Source organism: Pseudomonas morbosilactucae (assembly GCF_023241715.1).
GTDB classification, from domain to species: Bacteria; Pseudomonadota; Gammaproteobacteria; order Pseudomonadales; family Pseudomonadaceae; genus Aquipseudomonas; species Aquipseudomonas morbosilactucae.
Genome location: NZ_JALQCW010000008.1, coordinates 148,043 through 167,290 on the forward strand (window position 1 = coordinate 148,043; position 19,248 = coordinate 167,290).

General features: G+C 64.6%; 17 protein-coding genes. 7 read left to right on the forward strand and 10 right to left on the reverse strand.

Annotated elements, in window-relative coordinates; genetic code table 11:
- The first annotated feature begins 247 nt into the window (after positions 1-247).
- The 5 genes from hflK (M1B34_RS05215) to cfaB all read left to right on the forward strand — a co-directional run bounded on the left by hflK (M1B34_RS05215) (position 248) and on the right by cfaB (position 7,669).
- Positions 248-2,203: a protease modulator HflK gene (gene hflK, locus M1B34_RS05215; RefSeq protein WP_268264584.1), complete on the forward strand. Its 1,956-nt coding sequence runs from the start codon at positions 248-250 to the stop codon at positions 2,201-2,203.
- Positions 2,200-3,276, forward strand: coding sequence for a protease modulator HflC (gene hflC / locus M1B34_RS05220; RefSeq protein ID WP_268264585.1), 1,077 nt, complete (start codon positions 2,200-2,202; stop codon positions 3,274-3,276). The genes hflK (M1B34_RS05215) and hflC overlap by 4 nt, the downstream gene beginning before the upstream one ends.
- Positions 3,273-4,331 carry a protease modulator HflK gene (gene hflK, locus M1B34_RS05225; RefSeq protein WP_268264586.1) on the forward strand — a complete coding sequence of 353 codons (1,059 nt, stop codon included), beginning with the start codon at positions 3,273-3,275 and terminating at the stop codon, positions 4,329-4,331. Before hflC ends, hflK (M1B34_RS05225) begins: the two co-directional genes overlap by 4 nt.
- Complete coding sequence (locus tag M1B34_RS05230; protein ID WP_268264587.1) at positions 4,328-6,229, forward strand: heavy metal translocating P-type ATPase; 1,902 nt, start codon at positions 4,328-4,330, stop codon at positions 6,227-6,229. The genes hflK (M1B34_RS05225) and M1B34_RS05230 overlap by 4 nt, the downstream gene beginning before the upstream one ends.
- 252 nt (positions 6,230-6,481) lie before the next feature.
- The gene (gene cfaB / locus M1B34_RS05235) at positions 6,482-7,669 is read left to right on the forward strand and encodes a C17 cyclopropane fatty acid synthase CfaB (protein ID WP_123327947.1); all 1,188 of its coding nucleotides are present in this window, start codon (positions 6,482-6,484) and stop codon (positions 7,667-7,669) included.
- Here the strand turns inward: cfaB and cls are convergent.
- Positions 7,666-9,105: a cardiolipin synthase gene (gene cls / locus M1B34_RS05240; RefSeq protein ID WP_123327946.1), complete on the reverse strand. Its 1,440-nt coding sequence runs from the start codon at positions 9,103-9,105 to the stop codon at positions 7,666-7,668. The genes cfaB and cls overlap by 4 nt on opposite strands.
- 131 nt (positions 9,106-9,236) lie before the next feature.
- On the opposite strand from cls, the gene M1B34_RS05245 reads away from it, so the two are divergent.
- Entirely contained in the window at positions 9,237-9,758 is a 522-nt protein-coding gene (locus M1B34_RS05245; protein WP_123327945.1) for a DUF3617 domain-containing protein, read from the forward strand.
- Positions 9,759-9,773: 15 nt separating this feature from the next.
- Here the strand turns inward: M1B34_RS05245 and thrS are convergent, their stop codons facing one another.
- The 8 genes from thrS to folE2 are packed head-to-tail and all read right to left on the reverse strand — an operon-like array spanning position 9,774 to position 17,365.
- A complete protein-coding gene (gene thrS, locus M1B34_RS05250) occupies positions 9,774-11,675 on the reverse strand; it encodes a threonine--tRNA ligase (RefSeq protein WP_268264588.1) in 1,902 nt (633 codons plus the stop codon).
- A 35-nt stretch (positions 11,676-11,710) separates the two neighbouring features.
- Positions 11,711-13,048: a dihydroorotase gene (locus tag M1B34_RS05255; RefSeq protein ID WP_268264589.1), complete on the reverse strand. Its 1,338-nt coding sequence runs from the start codon at positions 13,046-13,048 to the stop codon at positions 11,711-11,713.
- A 2-nt stretch (positions 13,049-13,050) separates the two neighbouring features.
- Complete coding sequence (locus tag M1B34_RS05260; RefSeq protein WP_123327942.1) at positions 13,051-13,611, reverse strand: gamma carbonic anhydrase family protein; 561 nt, start codon at positions 13,609-13,611, stop codon at positions 13,051-13,053.
- Positions 13,608-14,045, reverse strand: a complete 438-nt coding sequence (gene hisI, locus M1B34_RS05265; RefSeq protein WP_268264590.1) for a phosphoribosyl-AMP cyclohydrolase — start codon at positions 14,043-14,045, stop codon at positions 13,608-13,610. Before hisI ends, M1B34_RS05260 begins: the two co-directional genes overlap by 4 nt.
- Positions 14,042-14,926, reverse strand: a complete 885-nt coding sequence (locus tag M1B34_RS05270; RefSeq protein WP_268264591.1) for a metal ABC transporter substrate-binding protein — start codon at positions 14,924-14,926, stop codon at positions 14,042-14,044. The genes hisI and M1B34_RS05270 overlap by 4 nt, the downstream gene beginning before the upstream one ends.
- Before the next feature lie 11 nt (positions 14,927-14,937).
- Complete coding sequence (locus tag M1B34_RS05275) at positions 14,938-15,804, reverse strand: metal ABC transporter permease (protein ID WP_268264592.1); 867 nt, start codon at positions 15,802-15,804, stop codon at positions 14,938-14,940.
- Positions 15,804-16,472, reverse strand: a complete 669-nt coding sequence (locus M1B34_RS05280; RefSeq protein WP_268264593.1) for a metal ABC transporter ATP-binding protein — start codon at positions 16,470-16,472, stop codon at positions 15,804-15,806. The genes M1B34_RS05275 and M1B34_RS05280 overlap by 1 nt, the downstream gene beginning before the upstream one ends.
- Positions 16,469-17,365 (reverse strand): GTP cyclohydrolase FolE2, encoded by an 897-nt coding sequence (folE2, locus tag M1B34_RS05285; protein ID WP_123327937.1) that lies wholly within the window; start codon positions 17,363-17,365, stop codon positions 16,469-16,471. Before folE2 ends, M1B34_RS05280 begins: the two co-directional genes overlap by 4 nt.
- Before the next feature lie 129 nt (positions 17,366-17,494).
- Here folE2 and M1B34_RS05290 point away from each other — a divergent pair, with 129 nt between their 5' ends.
- Entirely contained in the window at positions 17,495-18,712 is a 1,218-nt protein-coding gene (locus M1B34_RS05290; protein ID WP_268264594.1) for an N-acetylmuramoyl-L-alanine amidase, read from the forward strand.
- 88 nt (positions 18,713-18,800) lie between these two features.
- On the opposite strand, the gene M1B34_RS05295 is transcribed toward M1B34_RS05290, so the two are convergent.
- Positions 18,801-19,181, reverse strand: coding sequence for a glutamine synthetase (locus tag M1B34_RS05295; protein ID WP_425273492.1), 381 nt, complete (start codon positions 19,179-19,181; stop codon positions 18,801-18,803).
- Positions 19,182-19,248 lie beyond the last annotated feature (67 nt).

Genomic DNA, 19,248 nt, shown 5'->3' on the forward strand with positions numbered 1-19,248 from the left:
CTTGTCACGCATGGGGTAGCAGGTGCGGATTATTGGCATAAATGCCGAAGGCCGGACATCAGAACTTTCGGCAACAATCCAGTGCTGTCTCGTGATGGTTCGACGCACCTCGCGCAGCAAAAGACATGGCGCGCTGACAAAAATTTCACCACTATCGTTATATCGTAACGAATTGTTTCGATTGGCAGCCGCCTGAGGGGTTATCCACAGGCTGTGTTTTCTGCAGGACGACAGACGCTGGGGTGCTATGCGAGTCGATTTAGAGGCTGAAGGGGAGGGGCTTGAAGCCCTGCCACGGTTTCAGCAGGCGGGGCTTCACCGGCGGCGTTCTCAGCGTTGGGGCGTGGTCCTGGCGGCAATGGCCGGCCTGGGGCTGGTGGCGGCGTTTTTTGTCGATCTGTTCGCGCCCCAGTCGATCTGGCCGGCGTTGTTGGTGAATCAGGCGGCGGCCTTGCTGGTGCTGGTGGCCGGGTTGCAATCGGCGGCGACCGTCAGCACCTGGCGTCAGCACGCGCTGGCGCCGGCGGACCTCACCCTGACGCCGCCGTCCGAGCCTGAGGTTATTCACGGGGCGTATGAGCGGCTGTTGGCCTGGATCGGCGAGCGCGGGGCGCACGGGTTGGCACAGATCGGCGCGCCCACCTTGTGGCTGAGCGGCTGGGCACTGTTGATCCTGTTCAGCATCCGGGCCATCTGGAACCTGGCGTTGCCGGCTGCGGCCCTCGGCCTCAATGCCAGCGTCGCAGCAGTCCTGGGCTTGTTGCTGGCGTTTGCCTTGTTGGTGTTCGAGCGCCACTTGGCCCAGCAAGCGCCGGAGCAGTGGCCGGAAGCGGCCGCCCTGGCCGCCTTGGCACGGGTGGCGATCATCAGCCTGGTTCTCGGTGCCGTGAGCCTGTTGTTCAGCAGCGATGCGGCTTTGTGGCCGGTACGACTGGCCGTGTTACTGGGCCTGTTGCCGGCCCTGGTGGCCCTGGAGTTGTTGCTGCGGGCGTTGTTGTCACTGTTCAGCCCGCGTCGCGAGTTGCAGGAACCGCGCCTCTTGGCCCACAGCATGCTGGCCGATCTGCTGCGTTGGCCGCCTCGGCCGCTGCAAGTCTTGCAGCACGAACTGCACAACCGTTTCGGCATCGACCTGCGACAGATCTGGGCGTTCACCTACATGCGCCGGGCGTTGTTGCCGGTGCTGCTGGTGGTGGTGTCGGTGGGTTGGCTGTTAACCGGGGTTCATGAAATATCCCTGCAAAGTCGCGGTATTTATGAGCGCTTTGGCAAACCCGTGGCGGTGTTTGGCCCCGGTTTGCATGTCGGGTTGCCGTGGCCGTTGGGCCGGGTGTTGGCGGTTGAAAACGGCGTGGTGCATGAACTCGCCAGCAGCGTTGGCGATACCCCCGCGCCGGTGCCGACATCGGCGGCGGAAGGCCCGGCGCCGACCACGGCCAACCGACTGTGGGACGCGAGCCACGTGAATGACAAATCCCAAGTGATTGCCAGCGGCAGTAGCGATAAGCAGAGCCTGCAGATCGTCAATATGGACGTGCGTTTTGTCTACCGCATCGGCCTCAGCGATCAGGCGGCCCTGGCCGCCACCTACAACAGCGCCGATGTTCCAGCGCTGATCCGCAGCACCGCCAGCCGGATCCTGGTGCATGACTTTGCCTCCCGGACCCTGGATGGCTTGCTCGGCGAAGACCGTACTTCCCTGGCCGAGGACATTGGTCGGGCGGTGCAGGCCGATTTGCAGCGGCTCGACAGCGGGGTGGAAATCCTCGCCACCGTGGTCGAGGCCATTCACCCGCCAGCCGGCGCGGCCAATGCCTACCACGGGGTGCAGGCCGCGCAGATAGGTGCCCAGGCCCTGATTTCCCGCGAGCGTGGCGCTGCCAGTGAGCAGACCAACCAGGCGCAGTTGCAGGCCAGCGTTGCCCGCGACCAGGCCGACGCCGATGCCCATGAAGCCCGGGCCACGGCGAAGGCGGCCGACCTGCGTTTTGCCGCCGAGCAAAAAGCCTACGCGGCGGCGGGGCAGGCCTTTGTTCTGGAGCAGTACCTGAGCCAACTGAGCCTGGGTCTGAGCCACGCCAAGCTGCTGATTCTTGATCATCGATTGGGCGGGGCCAGCGCGCCGACCCTCGATCTGCGTACTTTCACTGTGCCGGCCGACCCTTCGGTACCCGGCAAGGCCGCGCCAGGAGCCGTCCATTGAGCCCATCTTCCTCTACTCACGATCAGCATGACGATCAGCCACACGATCACGCGTCGAACCACGAAGGGCATGACCATGGCCACGCTCATCATCACGGCCACCATCATGGGCATCACCACCACGGTCACCCAGGCGAGGCGGGGCCGTTTCCCTGGCGGCGCATGGGCTGGGCCTTGTTGCTGGTGATGTTTGCCGTGGCGGCGGCGAGCCTGGTGCAGGTGCGTTCCGGTGAAGCCACGGTGATTACCCGCTTCGGCAACCCGGCGCGGGTGCTGCTGGAACCGGGTTTGAACTGGCGCTGGCCAGCACCGTTCGAAGCGGCGATCCCGGTGGACCTGCGCCTGCGCACCACCTCCAGCGGCTTGCAGGATGTCGGCACCCGCGACGGTTTACGGATTATCGTCCAGGCCTATGTGGCCTGGCAGGTGCAGGGCGACCCGGACAATGTGCAGCGCTTTATGCGTGCGGTGCAGAACCAACCCGACGAAGCAGCACGGCAGATTCGTACCTTTGTCGGCTCGGCCCTGGAAACCACCGCCAGCAGTTTCGACCTGGCGAGCCTGGTGAACACGGATGCCGGCAAGGTGCAGATCGCCGATTTCGAAGCTCAGCTGCGCAAACAGATCGACCAACAGTTATTGAGCACCTATGGCGTTCGGGTGCTGCAAGTGGGCATTGAGCGGCTGACCTTGCCCTCGGTCACCCTCAGCGCCACCGTGGACCGGATGCGCGCCGAACGTGAAACCATTGCCACCGAGCGCACGGCCGTAGGCAAACGCGAAGCGGCGCAAATCCGCTCGGCAGCCGAGCGTGACGCGCGAATTCTGCAAGCCGATGCCACGGTGCAGGCGGCGCAGATTGAAGCCCAGTCCCGGGTTGAAGCGGCGCAGATTTATGGTCGCGCCTACGCCAGCTCGCCCCAGCTGTACAACTTGCTGCGCTCCCTGGACACCTTGGGCACGGTGGTCACCCCTGGAACCAAGCTGATTCTGCGCACCGATGCGGCGCCGTTCCGGGTGTTGGTGGACGGCCCGCCAAGCCTGGGCAATAAAGCCGCCGGGCCGCAGCCATGAATAAGGTTCCACGTGGAACATCCGAACTGGGCAGCCCGTGGATTCAGGCTGGGCGTTTGGCATTTATCGCCCTGTATGGGGTGACGGTGCTCGCGGCACTGGCCTGGGCTTTCTCCAACGTGAGGCAGATCGACCCGCAAAATCGCGCGGTGGTTCTGCATTTCGGCGCCCTGGATCGGGTGCAGAATGCCGGGCTGTTGCTGGCCTGGCCGCGGCCCTTTGAGCAGGTGGTGTTGCTGCCGGCCGCCGACCGGGTGATCGAGCGCCGGGTCGAAGGCTTGTTGCGTTCCGATGCCGCCTTGCAGGGGGATCGGGTAGCGAGTTTTGCCACACCGTTGAGCGATGCCCTGGCCGGCTCCGGTTATTTGCTCACCGGTGATGCCGGGGTGGTGCAACTGGATGTGCGGGTCTTTTACAAAGTCAGCGAGCCGTATGCCTTTGTGTTGCAAGGCGAGCACGTGCTGCCGGCCCTGGATCGCCTGGTCACCCGCAGTGCGGTGGCACTGGCCGCCGCGCGGGACCTGGACACCATTCTGGTGGCCAGGCCGGAGCTGGTGGGCGCCGATCACTTGGCTGCCGAACGCCGCGAGCGCCTGCGCGGTGACTTGTTGCAGGGCATCAATCAGCGCCTGGCGCAGTTGACGGCCAGCGGCCAAAGCCTGGGCATCGAAGCCACTCGGGTGGACGTGCAGTCCAGTTTGCCGGACCCAGCAGTGAGTGCCTTTAACGCGGTGCTCACTGCCAGCCAGCAGGCTGACAAGGCCGTGGCCAACGCCCGCACCGATGCCGAAAAGCTCAGCCAAAGCGCCACTGAACAGGCGGATCGCAGCCTGCAGGTGGCCCATGCCCAGGCCAGTGAGCGGCTGGCCGGCGCCCAGGCGCAGACTGCCACGGTGCAAGGTCTGGCCGAGGCGCAGCAGAGCGGCAGCGACCCGGACATGCTCCTGCGCCTGTACCGCGAACGCCTGCCGAAAATTCTTGGCCAAGCCGGGTCGGTGACCACGGTCAATCCCCAAGACGATTCCCGCCTGATTATCCAGGGAGCCCAACCATGACCGCCCACTCTCACGCCGCTCCGGCGAGCATGCTGACGTCGGCCGAACAACGCAGTGCCGCGCGGCAATTGACCCTGGCCATGCTTGCCTTGGGCCTGCTCGGTTTGGGGTTGGCCTGGCGCTGGTGGGCTGCCGACCAAATGGGTGTCAGCCAATTGTTGCTGGGGGTCGCCTCCCTATTGGTGGCCGTGCCAGTCATGCGTTCGGCTTGGTACAGCCTGCGTTACCCCAGCTTGCATGGCATTACCGATCAGTTGATCGCCCTGGCCATGCTCGGTGCCTGGGCTACCGGTGACCTGCTGACCGCCGCCTTGCTGCCGATCATCATGATCTTTGGCCATGTGCTGGAAGAGCGCAGCGTGATCGGCTCCCAAGAGGCAATCGACGCCCTGGGCCGTTTGACCCGCAGCCACGCGCGCTTGGTGCAGGCCGATGGCAGCATCCTGGAAGTGGACAACGCCAGCCTCAAGGCCGGGGATCAGGTGGAGGTGCGCGCCGGGGATCGGGTGCCCGCCGATGGTCGGGTGCTGTCCGGGCAGGCCAGCCTGGACACGGCACCCATCACCGGTGAGTCGGTCCCGTTGGAGGCCGTGGTCGGGACCCTGGTGTTTGGCGGGGCGATCAACCTCGACGGTTTGCTGCGTTTGCAGGTGACCCGCACCGGCCATGAATCGACCCTGGGCAAAGTCATCGCCCTGATGCAGAACGCCGAGCGCTCCAAGCCACCGATCACCCGGCTGCTGGAGCGTTACGCCGGCAGCTACCTGGTGCTGGTGTTGCTGCTGGCGGCGGTGACCTGGTTCATCACCCATGACGCCCAGGCCATGCTCGCGGTGTTGGTGGCAGCGTGCCCGTGTGCCTTGGTGCTGTCGGCGCCGGCCACGGCCATCGCCGGAATCGCCGTGGCGGCCCGGCACGGCATCCTGATCCGCAGCTCGGCCTTCCTCGAGGAGCTGGCGGACCTGACCTCCCTGGTGGTGGACAAGACCGGCACCCTGACCTTTGGCACCTTGCGCTTGCAGGCGCTCAACACCCACCTGGAGGATCACAGTCGTTTGCTGGGCCTGGCGGCGAGCCTGGGTTCAGCCAGCAGCCACCCGGTGAGTCGGGCCCTGGCTGGCCTGGTGGCGCCCGACGCCTACCTGCCACTGGAGGAGATTCGTGAACGCCAGGGCCTCGGTGTGGTGGCCCAGACTGAGCAGGGCGAAGCGGCGCTGGGTCGCCCGGAGTTGTTCAGCCAACTGGGCATCGTCACCACGGCAGTACCGGCCCATGACGGGCCGATTGCCGGGCTGGCCCTGAAGGGCGAGTTTCTCGGTTGGCTGCTCCTGGCCGACAGCGTCAAGCCTGAGGCGCGCCTGGCCTTGAGCGAGTTGCGTGAGTTGGGCCTGGGCCGACAGTTGTTGTTGACCGGGGACCGCCACAGCGTGGCCCAGCAACTGGCGCAGGACGTGGGCATCAGTGACGTTGAGGCCCAGGCCTTGCCGGAAGACAAACTCAACCGCGTGCTGGGGGAAATCGGCAAAGGCTTCCGGCCGATGGTGGTGGGGGATGGCATCAACGATTCCCTGGCACTCAAGGCCGGGGTGGTGGGCGTGGCCATGGGGGCGGGCGGGGCAGACATCGCCCTGGCCTCGGCGGACGTGGTGCTGATCGGCAGTGATTTGCGGCGCCTGGGTACGTGCGTGCGCTTGAGCCGCGAGTGCCGGCACACCTTGCAGGTCAATGTGGTGATTGGCTTGGGCTGGACCCTGGCCATCGTAGCCTTTGCCGCGTTTGGCTGGCTGGGGGCGGCAGGGGCGATGATTGCTGCGTTGCTGCACAACCTCAGCACCCTGCTGGTGCTGGGCAACGCCGGGCGGTTGCTGCGCTTTCAAGAACCCCTGGCCAAGCTCTGAACCGGGCAAGCCAGCACAGCTGCCCGGGCGTTCCGATGGCGCTGGGCAGCGCTGCTGAACTAGTGAGCGGCACCCGCAGTCCTCTATCAAGAGGGCGCGCCGTTACCTGCGGCACAGCGCTGAAACGGTGAGCTGACGGTAGCCGGTTACGGCGTAGCGGCTTATAGAAGCGGGCTATCAAATCGATAGCCTGCTAATTTTCAGCGATGGTCTACCCTCTTTTTCAGACGTCTGAAACAAGGGGGATTTTCCATGCTCGCGCAACTTCCACCGGCCTTACAGAATCTGCATCTACCGCTGCGCTTGCGGCTCTGGGATGGCCATGAGTTCAACCTTGGGCCTGAGCCTAGCGTCACCATCGTGGTCAAGGACCCACAGCTGGTCGCGCAACTGAGCCATCCGAGCCTGAATGCCCTGGGAGGCGCGTTTGTCGAGGGCAAGCTGGAACTCGAGGGTTCCATCAGCGATGTGATCCGCGTCTGCGATGAATGGAGCCAGGCCTTGCTGGGCGCCGATGACGACAACCTGCCGTCGCGCTCGGTGCATGACAAGGCCACTGATGCCGCGGCCATTTCCTACCATTACGACCTCTCCAACGCCTTCTATCAGCTCTGGCTCGACAGCGACATGGCCTATTCCTGCGCCTATTTCGAGACCGGCAGCGAAAGCCTGGAACAGGCCCAGCAGGCCAAGTTTCGCCATCTGTGCCGCAAGCTGCGGCTGCAACCCGGGGACTATCTGCTGGACGTGGGCTGTGGCTGGGGCGGGCTGGCGCGCTACGCCGCCCGTGAGTTCGGCGCCAAGGTGTTTGGCATCACCCTGAGCAAGGAGCAACTGGCCCTGGCGCGGGAGCGGGTGGCAGCCGAAGGCCTGGAGGGCCAGGTCGAGCTGCAACTGCTGGATTACCGTGACCTGCCCCAGGACGGTCGCTTCGACAAAGTGGTGAGTGTCGGCATGTTCGAACACGTGGGCCACGCCAACCTGGCGGAGTACTGCAAGACCCTGTTCGGCGCCGTGCGCGAAGGCGGCCTGGTGATGAACCACGGGATTACCGCCAAGCACACCGACGGTCGCCCGGTGGGGCGCGGGGCCGGCGAGTTTATCGAGCGTTATGTGTTCCCCAACGGCGAGCTGCCGCACCTGGCGATGATCTCTGCCGAGATCAGCGAAGCGGGGCTGGAAATCGTCGACGTCGAGAGCCTGCGCCTGCATTACGCGCGGACCCTGGACCATTGGAGCGAGCGCCTGGAAGACAACCTCGAAGCCGCCGCCCGGGAAGTGCCGGAGCAGGCCTTGCGCATTTGGCGCCTGTACCTGGCCGGTTGCGCCTACGCTTTCGCCAAGGGCTGGATCAACCTGCACCAGATCCTTGCGGTGAAGGCCCACGCCGATGGCAGCCATGAGTTGCCGTGGACCCGCGACGACATCTACACGCCTTAAAGAATCGGAGAAATCAGCCGCGCGATCCGCATGCCCAGCTGTTGCAGGCGGTGGGTCTGGTGGCTTTCTTCCCGGGCCACTTCTCGGGCTTGGGCAAAGTCTGCCGTGAGCATGTGCTCGACCTCGGCGGCGAAGCCTTCATCCACCGTCAGCAGCATCACTTCGAAGTTGAGGCGGAACGAGCGGTTGTCCAGGTTGGCGCTGCCGATCGCGCTGATTTCGTTGTCGATCAGCACCACCTTCTGGTGCAGGAACCCCGGTTGATAACGGAACACTCGGACCCCGGCGCGCACCGCCTCAAAGGCATACAGGCTGGAGGCGGCGTAGACGATGCGGTGGTCGGGCCGCGAGGGCAGCAGAATGCGCACGTCCACACCCCGTAGCACCGCCAGGCGCAGGGCGGCGAAGACGGCTTCGTCGGGGATGAAATAAGGGCTGGTGATCCACACTCGCTCATTGGCGGCGTGGATGGCTTCGACGAAGAACAGGGAACAGGTTTCGTACGGGTCCGCCGGGCCGCTGGCCAACAATTGGCAGAGCACCCCGTCGTCGGGGTAGGTGTCCGGGAGGATCAGCGGCGGCAGTTGCCGCGACGCCCAGAACCAGTCTTCGGCAAAGGATTCCTGCAAGCACGCCACCACCGGGCCGCTGACTTGCACATGGGTGTCGCGCCAGGGCGCCAGCGGCGGCTTCTTGCCCAGGTATTCATCGCCCACGTTATGCCCGCCGACAAACCCCAGCAGGCCATCGACCACCACAATCTTGCGGTGGTTGCGGAAGTTCACCTGGAAGCGATTGAGCCAGCCACTGCGGGTGGCGAAGGCGTGCACCTGGACTCCGCCATCCCGCAGTGGCTGCAGGTATTCGTGGGGCAGGGAGTGGCTGCCGATGCGGTCATACAGCAAATGCACCGTCACCCCCTCGGCGGCCTTGTGCAGCAGCAGGCTTTGCAGGCGCCGACCGAGGTCGTCGTCGTGAATGATGAAAAACTGGATCAGCACCGCGCTGCGGGCCCGGCGGATGGCGTCGAAGATGGCCTCGAAAGTGGCTTCGCCATTGATCAGCAGGCGCACCTGGTTGTTGGCCAGGCACGGCATGCGCCCGAGCTTGGGCATGGCCCGCAACGACGCGTAGGCGCTGGAGGCGCGAGCGGTCAGGGCTTCCTCGACCCAGGGTCGCCAGTTGAGTTCGTTGATGGCTTTGTGCATTTCCAGGTTGGCCTGACGCCGCGCCTGGATGTAGGCGTCGAACGTGCTGCGGCCGAATACCAGGTAGGGAATCAATGTGATGTAGGGGATGAACATCAGCGACAGGGCCCAGGCGATGGCGCCTTGGGCGGTCCGGACGGTGAGCACTGCGTGGAGGGCGGCGATCAGCCCGAGGAAATGCAGCAGTGCGATCAAATAGCCAAAAAGGTGGGGGCCAAAGTAATCCATGGGGCAAGGCAGCTCCTGAAGACTCAATGCCTAACAGACCATGTTCCACAGCGAATGTCGCTATTTTATTCGCCGTGCAACACTTGCAGGTTTCCGGCGTCTAACGGCCACTACTGTCTAGGAGTTATGCAATGAAGCTTCGTCTACTGGGTTGCGCCATGGTCCTGGGTGTGTCGCTGCCGCTGGCCGCGCAGGCGCAGATGCTGCAGCCGGGCTTGTGGGAATTGACCAGCAGCAACATGAAGGTCGACGACCAGAACCTGCCCGATTTGTCGTTGATCCTTGGCCAGTTGCAGCAACAGATGACCCCGGAGCAGCGGGCGATGCTGGAGAAGCAAGGCGTGACAGTCGGCGGCAAGGGCATCCGCTCCTGCCTGACCCAGGCTCAGGTGCAGTCCGACAGTATTCCCCTGCAGGACCCGCAATCGGGCTGCAAGCAAGAGATCACCGAACGCAGCGGCAACCAGTGGAAATTCCGCTTCAGTTGCCCCAAGGCCCAGGGCACCGGCGTGGCCACCTTTATCAGTGATCGCGAGTTCACCAGTAAAGTCAGCGGCACCTTCAATGCCACGGGCATCCAGCAGAAGGGCAGCATGGACACCCGCGCTGTATGGCTCGGCCAGGATTGCGGCACGGTCAAGCCGCGCACCTGATCGCCATTCCCACCGTCAGCGACTGGCCGCCGCCATTCGCTGCACCGCCTGCTCCAATGGCAGCTGCCCCAGGTCTTCACCGTGGCGGCTGCGCAGGCTGACAAATCCCCCGTCTTTTTCCTTATCCCCCAGCACCAGCAAGTACGGCACTTTTTGCAGGCTGTGCTCGCGAATCTTGTAGCTGATCTTCTCGTTGCGCAGGTCGGCCTGAACCCTCAACCCTCGTTGACGCAGGGCGTGGGTGACTTGCTGCGCGTACGTGCTCTGGTTTTCGCTGATGTTCAGCACCACCGCCTGATGGGGGGCCAGCCAGTAGGGCAGGGCGCCGCTGTAATGCTCGATGAGGATGCCGATAAAACGCTCCAGGGAACCGAACAGCGCCCGGTGCAGCATCACCGGCTGGCAGCGTTCGCCTTGTTCGTCGATGTAGCTGATGTCAAAGCGTTGCGGTAGGTTCAGGTCCACCTGCAAGGTGCCGCACTGCCAGTCACGGCCGATGGCATCGCGCAGCACGAACTCCAGCTTGGGCCCGTAGAAGGCCCCTTCGCCTGGGTTGAGTTGGTAGTCGATCTGCATGCCCTGCAGCGCCCCGGACAGGGCGCCTTCCAACTGATCCCACACCGCGTCGCTGCCGATGCGATTGGCCGGGCGGGTGGAGAGTTTCACCGCCACCTCGGTAAAGCCGAAGTCACGATAGATGTCGAACACCAGGGCGATGGTGCGGGCGCACTCGTCCTGCATCTGCGCCGGGGTGCAGAAGATGTGCGCGTCGTCCTGGGTGAAGTGGCGTACCCGCAACAAACCGTGCAGGGCTCCGGAAGGTTCGTAGCGGTGGACCTTGCCGAACTCGGCGATGCGCAGCGGCAGGTCGCGGTAGCTTTTCAGGCCGCGGGCGAAGATCGCCACCGCACCGGGGCAGTTCATTGGCTTGAGGGCGAACACCCGCTGGTCTTCGGTGCTGGTGGTGAACATGTGGTCGCGGTAGTTCTGCCAGTGCCCGGAGGTTTCCCAGAGCCCGCGGTCCATGACGTCCGGGGTGTTCACTTCCTGGTAACCGGCCTGTTCCTGGCGCTGGCGCATGTAGCCCAATAGTTGCTGGAACAGGCTCCAGCCCTTGGCGTGCCAGAACACCGAACCCGGTGCGCAGTCGTCGAAGTGGAACAGGTCCAACTGCTGGCCGAGTTTGCGGTGGTCCCGCTTGCCGGCCTCTTCCAGGCGCGTGAGGTAGGCGTCCAGGTCTTTCTGGCTGGCCCAGCAGGTGCCGTAGATCCGTTGCAGCGGTGCCAGGCTGGCATCGCCGCGCCAATAGGCTCCGGCCACCTTGGTCAATTTGAAGGCCTGGAGCTGACCGGTGCTGCGCAGGTGCGGGCCCCGGCACAGGTCTTCGAAATCCCCTTGGCGATACAGCGACAGCACCTGGCCCTCGGGGATGTCGCGGATTAGCTCGACCTTGTAGTGCTCGCCCCGGGCGCTGAAGTGTTCCAGGGCTTGCTCTCGCGACAGCTCGCGGCGCTGCACGCTGTGGTTGGTGGCAGCCAGGCTGCGCATGCGGGTTTCGATCAGCGCCAGGTCGTCGGGGGTGAAAGGGCGCTCGTAGGCGAAGTCATAGAAGAAGCCGTCCTCGATCACCGGGCCGATGGTCACCTGGGCCGAGGGGTAGAGCTGCTTGACCGCCATCGCCAGCAGGTGGGCGCAGGAATGCCGGAGGATCTCCAAGCCTTCGGGGTCGCGGCCGGTGACGATGCTCAGTTCGGCATCCCGTTCCAGCAGATGGTTGCAGTCCACCAGCACGCCGTTGACCCTGCCGGCAATCGCCGCCTTGGCCAGGCCCAGGCCGATGCTGGCGGCCACTTCGAACACAGATAACGCTTGGTCGTACTCACGGCACGAGCCATCAGGCAGGGTGATGCGGATCATCTTCGGTGGTCCTTGGGGGTTCGCTTCAGGGGGAGTCAACGCAGGAACCGCAGAGGCAAACCCTGGCAGTCGTCGTAGAGGCGCTCGTTGTGCCAGGCGAGCTGCCCGGAGACCACGGTGGTGCTGACGCTGTGGCGAAAGCGTCGCTCGGCGAAGGGCGTCCAGCCGCATTGGCTGAGCACCGGCTGGCGGGCCACGGCCTTGCCGGTGGGTTCCGGACGGATCAGCACCAGGTCGGCCCAATAGCCTTCGCGCAGGTAGCCACGGTCGGGAATGGCAAACAGGTCGGCGACTCGGTGGCTAGTCTTGGCCACCAGGGTGCTCAGGGGCAGCAGGCGGTCGGCGACCAATTCCAGCAAGGCGGGCAGGGCGTGTTGCACCAGGGGCAGGCCGGCGGGGGCCTGGGCGTAGGGCCGCTGTTTCTGCTCCCAGGTATGGGGCGCGTGATCGCTGCCGATCACGTCCAGGCGGTTGCTCAACAGGGCCTGGCGCAAGGCGTCGCGATCGTCTTGGCTCTTGATCGCCGGGTTGCATTTGATCTGGTGGCCCAGGCGCGGGTAATCCCGGTCGTCGAACAGCAGGTGGTGCAGGCAGACCTCGGCGCTGATGCGTTTGTCGGCCAAGGGTTTGTCCTCGAACAAGGCCAGTTCCCGGGCACTGGTCAGGTGCAACACGTGCAGGCGGGTGCCGTGTTTTTTCGCCAGGGCCACGGCCAGGGACGAGGAGCGGTAGCAGGCGTCGGCGTCACGGATCCGCGGGTGAGCAGCGGCGGGGATGGCGTCGCCGAACAGTTCGCGCCATTGGGTTTCGTTGGCCTGGATGCTGGGGGTGTGTTCGCAATGGGCCAGGAGCACGGTCGGCACCGTGGCGAACAGGCGCTCGAGGATCTGCGGGTCGTCCACCAGCATGTTGCCGGTGGAGGCGCCCATGAACACTTTGACCCCGGCCACCCGTTGCGGGTCCAGGGCGGCGACGGTGTCCAGGTTGTGCTGGCTGACCCCGAAGTGAAAGCCGTAATTGGCCACCGAGGCGATGGCGGCGCGGCGCATCTTGTCCTCCAGGGCGGCCAGGGTCAGGGTGGCCGGCGAGGTGTTGGGCATGTCCATAAAGCTGGTGATACCGCCGGCCACCGCGGCCCGGGATTCGGTATAAAAGCTGCCTTTTTCCGGGGCCCCGGGCTCGCGAAAATGCACCTGGTCGTCGATCATGCCCGGCAGCAGCCACTGGCCTTGGGCGTCGATTTCCACGTCAGCGTTGTGCCCGTCGATGCTGCTGGCGATCTTCTCGATGCGCCCTTGGACGACCAGCAAGTCGGCATCGAACTCCTGGCCTTCGTTGACCAGGCGGGCATTGCGAATAAGGAGGTGGCCCATGCTTAAAACTCGTTCTGCAGGGCCTTGTAGCCACGGACCAGGTCGACGTTGGTGCGCGCCACGTCCTCGGAAAATTCCGAAGCACTGACACTCACCGGCGGGAATTGCGCGAGATCGGTCTTGGGCCCGATGCGGGTCGTGGAGGGCACATAGAAGCCGGGCGGCAGGTCGCGACCGTCCACCACCGAGTTGTGGCGGACCACGCTGCCGTCGCCCACCACGCAATTGAACAGCACGCTGTTGAACCCGATAAACACCCGGTCACCGACCTGGCATGGACCGTGGACGATGGAACGGTGGGCGATGGAGGTGAACTCACCAATGGTCACGGCCGCGCCGGATTTGGAGTGGATCACCACGCCGTCCTGGATGTTGGAATTGGCGCCAATGGTGATGGGCTCCATGCTGCCGGACGCGTCCACCTCGTCGGCGCGGATCACCGCATAGGGGCCGACGAAGACGTTGTCGCCGATCACCACCTTGCCGCAGATGATGGCTGTCTTGTCGACGTAGGCGGATTCGGCGATGACCGGCAGATCGCCGGAAGGGTTCTTGCGGATCATGCTGGGGATTCCTCAATGGGGGCACTGATGACTTCCACCGCGCCACCCCGGATGGCGTTGTAGAAACAGTTGGGGCGGCCGGTGTGGCACGCCGGGCCTTGCTGGTCCACGCGCAGCAACACGGCATCGCCGTCGCAGTCCAGGCGGGCTTCGATCAGGCGCTGGCGGTGGCCGGAGCTTTCGCCCTTGCGCCACAGTCGCTGGCGCGAACGGGACCAGTAGCAGGCCTGGCCGCTGGCGAGGGTCTCTTCCAGGGCCTGGCGATTGACCCAGGCCAGCATCAGCACCTCGCCGCTGTCGTGTTGCTGGGCGATGGCGGCAATCAGGCCATCGCTGTTCCACGGCAGGGCATCGAGTACGGCGGGCAGGGGCCAGCGACTGCCTTGGGTGGCACCTTCAAGGTCGAGCATCGACAGCGGCGAAGGCCGGGTCATGGTTGGCTCAGGGCGTCGTAGAGGGTGTTGAGGTTGTATTCGAACAGACCGGTGAAGGTGCTGGCCGGGCCCTTGGCCGCCAAGGCATCGGAGTACAGAGTGCCGCCGATATGGGCGCCGCTTTCCTCGGCGATTTGCTTGAGCAGGCGCGCATCCTTGATGTTTTCCATAAACACCGCCTTGACCTTGGCCTGGCGGATTTGGGTGATCAGCGCCGCCACTTCGGCGGCCGAAGGTTCACGCTCGGTGGACAGCCCTTGGGGCGCCATGAAGTCGATGCCGTAGGCCTGGCCCAGATAGCCGAAGGCGTCGTGGGAGGTGACGATCTTGCGGTTGCCTGGAGGCAGGCTGCCGAGCTTGGCCTTGGCTTCGGCCAGCAAGCGATAGAGCTGTTTCAGGTAGGCCTGGCTGTTGCGCTGGTAGTCGGCCTGGTCGGCCGGGTCGGCGGCAATCAGCGCTTTGGTGATGGTGTTCACATAGAGTTCGACGTTGGCCAGGTTGTGCCACGCATGGGGATCGGGGATGGTTTCGCCGTCCTCTTCCAGGCTGCGCGGAATCACCCCGCGGCTGGCGGTGATCACCGGCGTTTGAGTGCCGGTGCTGGCCACCAGGCGGTCCAGCCAGGGCTCGAAGCCCAGGCCGTTCTTGATGATCAACTTGGCCTTGAGCAGGGCTTTGGCATCGTCGGGCGAAGGCTCGTAGGTGTGAGCGTCCTCATCCGCCCCGACCAGGTTGGTGATCTGGATATGCTCGCCACCGATCTGCTGGGTGATGTCGGCCAGGATGCTGAAGCTGGTGACCACCTGGAGTTTTTCCGCAGCCTGGGCAGTCGACAATGACAGCGGCAGCAGCAAGCTGAACAGCACAAGTAAAGCGCGCATCGGTAAACACCTCATGGGGATGTGAACAAAGGTGGGCGGCGCAACAAACCGTGCACCGGACCAAACACCACAGACAGCAGGTACAGGCCACCCGCCACCAGCACGATGGCCGGGCCGCTGGGCAGCGAGTAATGGAACGACAGCAGCAGGCCGAGCCAGACCGAGGTGCAGCCGAGCACCGCAGCGATGGCGATCAACACTGGCAGGCGCCGGCTCCAGAAACGTGAGGCAGCAGCCGGTAGCATCATCAGTCCGACCACCATCAGCGCACCGATGGCCTGGAAGCCGATCACCAGGTTAAGCACCACCAGGGTCAGAAACAGGCCGTGGGCCAGTGGGCCGAGGCGGCTGACGCTGTGCAGGAACAGCGGGTCGAGGGTGTCCAGCAGCAGCGGTTTGTAGATCAGCGCCATGGCCAGCAGGCTGAAGCCCGAGACCCAGAGCATGCCGTTGAGAGTCGGGCCGTCCACGGCCAGGGCCGAGCCGAACAGCAAGTGCAACAGGTCCAGTCGTTTGCCGGCCAGGCCTAAAAGCAGCACGCCGCCGGCCAGGGAAATGGGGTAGAGCGCGGCGATGCTGGCGTCTTCCCGCAGGCCGGTGCGCCGGGTAATCCAGGCCGCCAGACCGGCCAGCCCCAGGCCGGCACCGAGGCCGCCCAAGGTGAGCGCCGGCAGGCTTAGCCCGGCGAACCAGAAGCCCAGTGCCGCACCCGGCAAGATCCCATGGGCCACGGCGTCGCCGATCAGGCTCATGCGTCGCAGAATCAGAAACACCCCCAACGGGGCGATGCTGCAGGCCAGCACCAAGCCGCCGAGCAAGGCCCGGCGCATAAAGACAAATTCGTGGAACGGTTGCCAGAGTTGGGTGGCGAGCAGCATCACGCCACCCACATGTGCAGTTGTGGGGCGATCAGTTGTTGGCTGGCGCCGTATAGGCAACCGGTGCTTTTCAACAGCAGGGTGTGAGGGATTTGTTGGCGCACGCTGACCAAGTCATGGCAGACCACCAACTGGGTACGGCCTTCGGCTTGCCACTGGTGGATGTGTTTCCACAGCAACCCCTGGCCCAGTTCGTCGAGGGCTGCGTGGGGTTCGTCCAGCAGCAACACTTGGGCATCGGCCAGACTCAAGCGGGCCAACAATGCCCGTTGCAACTCACCGCCTGAGAGCGCCATTAACGGGCGTTGCTCCAGGCCGCTCAGGCACCAGTCTTCCAGCACGAGGCGCAGGCGTTGGGCGCGCACTTGGCTGGACTGTTTATTGCCCCAGAGCCCGGCGGCCACCAGCTCTTGCAGGCTGATGGGAAACTGCCGGTCCAGGTGCTGTTGTTGTGGCAAGTACGCCAGGCCTTCGCGGCGTGGAACCGCCAGCTGGACCTTGCCCCGCAGGGGCTTCTGCAAACCGGCGAACACCTTCAGCAGGCTGCTTTTGCCCGAGCCGTTGGCCCCAATGATGGCGCTGAGGCTGCCGGGTTCCAGGCTCAGGTCCAGGGGGGGCGTCAGTGGCTGGCCCGGCGGCCCCCACTGCACTCCTTCGCAACGAATCATGGCGCGTCCCAGTTCCAGGCACTTTGCGCCACGGCGTCGTGGGCGTGCAGGCTTTCCGCATGGACCACTCGCAGGCGCAGGGCCTTGATCCCGGGGGCGCGTTTCAGGGCCAGGTGCAAACGGCGGGCGGCGTCCTCGCAGAACATCAGGTTCTGTCCGTTGGCCAGGGCAAAGGCTTGCTCATCGGCGCGTTTCACGGCGGTTTGCACGGCGGTACCGAGGGCTTGTTCGGCGTCGTCGATCAGCGCGATCAGCGGCAGTTGGGTTACATGTTCATGCAAGCGCAGTTGCAACTGAGCGCTGCTGCGTTGGCTGTGGGGCGTGGCCACGATGCCGCGTGTCGAACCCAGCCAGTCCAGAACCGCGTCGTGATGCAGCGTCTGATTGGCGAAATCTTCGGCGAATTGCTGCTGGATCAACTGCCGGGACAGGGCGGCGGAGCAGGGGCAGGTGGAGGAATAACTGACGTCGATTTTTAGTTCCACGTGGAACATTGCGTTTTCCAAGCGCGCTTCGATGCTCACCGGGTAGCTTTTCCAACCGCTCAATGGGCTGACCAAGGCCGGGCGTTTAAGCAGCAGATCCGCGTGAATTCGCAAGTAAGCACGGTTGGACAAACCTTCATGGCTGTCGAGGAAACGCTGCAATACCTGGCGCAGCAGGGCGGGGGTCAAGGCGTGCTGTTCGAGCCTCTCCAGGGCCAGGTACAGCCGCGACATATGAATGCCCCGGGCTTCGCCATCGTCCAGGCTGACGCCCGCGTCCGCGGTGGCGGCGATGCGCTGGCCGTCGATCAACACAGGTAGGGCAATGCCGCACATGCCCACCCAATCCAGGGGCAAGGCTTGGCGTGAGGCCTGCGCGGCGATATCCGGCAGAGTCAGCGCATTCATGAGCAGGTCCATCGTTGGAAATAATTCGACATGTTATATTATAACAATCCACATGATGGAATCTTTTCCTGAAGGTTTTTCGCCCAGCCCTTGTGAGTACGGACGCTCCCTCCATTCGCGGTACATGCCATGCACAGACGTCAATTGCTCAACCTGCTGTTGGCCGGCTCGGCCCTGTTGTTGCCCCTGGGAGTCAGTGCCACGCAGATTCGCGACGCCCGGCTTTGGCGTTCGGCTGACAAGCTGCGACTGGTCCTCGACCTGAGCGGCCCGGTGCTCTACAAGACCTTCACCCTGACGGCGCCCGAGCGGTTGATCATCGACTTCAGCGGCGCCCAACTGCGCGGCGACTTCAGTCAACTGGAACTGGCCAATACGCCGATCCGGGCGATTCGCTCCGGGCACGTTGGCCAGGGCGCCACGCGCATCGTGCTCGACCTGAGCGAGCCGCTGCAGCTCAACAGCTTTTTGTTGCCGCCCCAGGATGGCCAGGGCCATCGACTGGTGCTGGACCTGTCCCATCGCGCCGCGCCACCGGCGCCAATGGCGGCTGCGCCGGTGATCGCATCGGTTGCCCCTAAGGGCCAGGCCCATGCCAAGCGCGACATCATGGTGGTGGTCGATCCCGGCCACGGTGGCAAGGACCCGGGTGCGGTGGGCGCCCGTGGCGAGCGGGAGAAAGACGTGGTGCTGTCCATCGCCCAGTTGCTGGCCAAGCGCCTGAAGCGCGAGAAAGGCTTCGACGTGAAGCTGGTGCGCAACGACGACTTCTTTGTGCCCTTGCGTAAACGGGTGGAGATCGCCCGCAAGCACAGGGCCGATATGTTTATTTCCGTGCACGCCGATGCGGCGCCGCGGCTGACTGCCTCTGGCGCCTCGGTCTTTGCCCTGTCCGAAGGCGGCGCCACTTCAGCCACTGCGCGTTTTATGGCCCAGCGGGAAAACGACGCCGACCTGCTGGGCGCCACCCGCCTGCTCAACCTCAAGGACAAGGACCCGATGCTGGCGGGGGTGATTCTCGACATGTCGATGAACGCCACCATTGCCTCCAGCCTGCAATTGGGCGGCAGCGTGCTGGACAGCCTGTCGGGCATTACCAGCCTGCATCAGAAGCGTGTGGAACAGGCTGGCTTTGCCGTGCTCAAGTCCCCGGATGTGCCGTCGATCCTCGTGGAAACCGGGTTTATCTCCAACGTTCGCGACAGCCAGCGGCTGGTGACGGCGCGGCATCAACAGGCAATCGCGGATGGCCTGTTTACCGGTCTGCAGCGCTACTTCCAGAAAAATCCGCCGGCGGACAGTTACCTGGCCTGGCTCCAGGACACAAAAAACAACCGCCTCGCGTAGGAGCCGGCTTTGGGTTTTGGGCTGGGCTTGAGGGCGCTCTCGCTGGCGAGCCAGCTCCTACATGGGGGGGCTGGTGGGGTGACGGGGCTTAGCAGCCGGTGATGCGGCTGCAGGTGAATTGGCTGCTGCTGCCGCCGGAGCTGGAGAAGCGGTTGCGGGTGGTCCAGCCGATGCGCTGGCTGTAGCCCACCCAGGCTTCACCGTCGGAGGCCAGGCCAGTGAAAAACGTCAGTTGCCCGTAGCGGCTGTTGGTTTGTGCCCAGTAACGCTTGCCGATCACCTCGAAACCCCGCAGGTACGTGGTGCTGCCGGCGGTGGCCACGCTGTAGGCGTTGCCCAGCGGGTCGACGCAGGCCAGCAGGTTGGCGCTGCGGGTGCAGGTGGCCGTCAGGCTGGGCATTTGCGCGGCGGCGGGTCCGGCCACCAGCAGCAAGAGCCCGGGCAGCAGGTAGTTCAGGGCAGGGCGCATCGGTGTTCTCGGGAAGCAAGAGGGCGCCAGCATCGCGCCCTTCGTCGCGGTCGGCAAGAGAGGATTG

Bases quoted from the DNA above. Each gene is read 5' to 3' on its own strand.
- hflK (WP_268264584.1), top strand. From the start codon at position 248: ATGCGAGTCGATTTAGAGGCTGAAGGGGAGGGGCTTGAAGCCCTGCCA.
- hflK (WP_268264586.1), top strand. From the start codon at position 3,273: ATGAATAAGGTTCCACGTGGAACATCCGAACTGGGCAGCCCGTGGATT.
- M1B34_RS05230 (WP_268264587.1), top strand. From the start codon at position 4,328: ATGACCGCCCACTCTCACGCCGCTCCGGCGAGCATGCTGACGTCGGCC.
- cfaB (WP_123327947.1), top strand. From the start codon at position 6,482: ATGCTCGCGCAACTTCCACCGGCCTTACAGAATCTGCATCTACCGCTG.
- cls (WP_123327946.1), bottom strand. From the start codon at position 9,105: ATGGATTACTTTGGCCCCCACCTTTTTGGCTATTTGATCGCACTGCTG.
- M1B34_RS05245 (WP_123327945.1), top strand. From the start codon at position 9,237: ATGAAGCTTCGTCTACTGGGTTGCGCCATGGTCCTGGGTGTGTCGCTG.
- thrS (WP_268264588.1), bottom strand. From the start codon at position 11,675: ATGATCCGCATCACCCTGCCTGATGGCTCGTGCCGTGAGTACGACCAA.
- M1B34_RS05255 (WP_268264589.1), bottom strand. From the start codon at position 13,048: ATGGGCCACCTCCTTATTCGCAATGCCCGCCTGGTCAACGAAGGCCAG.
- M1B34_RS05260 (WP_123327942.1), bottom strand. From the start codon at position 13,611: ATGATCCGCAAGAACCCTTCCGGCGATCTGCCGGTCATCGCCGAATCC.
- hisI (WP_268264590.1), bottom strand. From the start codon at position 14,045: ATGACCCGGCCTTCGCCGCTGTCGATGCTCGACCTTGAAGGTGCCACC.
- M1B34_RS05270 (WP_268264591.1), bottom strand. From the start codon at position 14,926: ATGCGCGCTTTACTTGTGCTGTTCAGCTTGCTGCTGCCGCTGTCATTG.
- M1B34_RS05275 (WP_268264592.1), bottom strand. From the start codon at position 15,804: ATGCTGCTCGCCACCCAACTCTGGCAACCGTTCCACGAATTTGTCTTT.
- M1B34_RS05280 (WP_268264593.1), bottom strand. From the start codon at position 16,472: ATGATTCGTTGCGAAGGAGTGCAGTGGGGGCCGCCGGGCCAGCCACTG.
- folE2 (WP_123327937.1), bottom strand. From the start codon at position 17,365: ATGAATGCGCTGACTCTGCCGGATATCGCCGCGCAGGCCTCACGCCAA.
- M1B34_RS05290 (WP_268264594.1), top strand. From the start codon at position 17,495: ATGCACAGACGTCAATTGCTCAACCTGCTGTTGGCCGGCTCGGCCCTG.
- M1B34_RS05295 (WP_425273492.1), bottom strand. From the start codon at position 19,181: ATGCGCCCTGCCCTGAACTACCTGCTGCCCGGGCTCTTGCTGCTGGTG.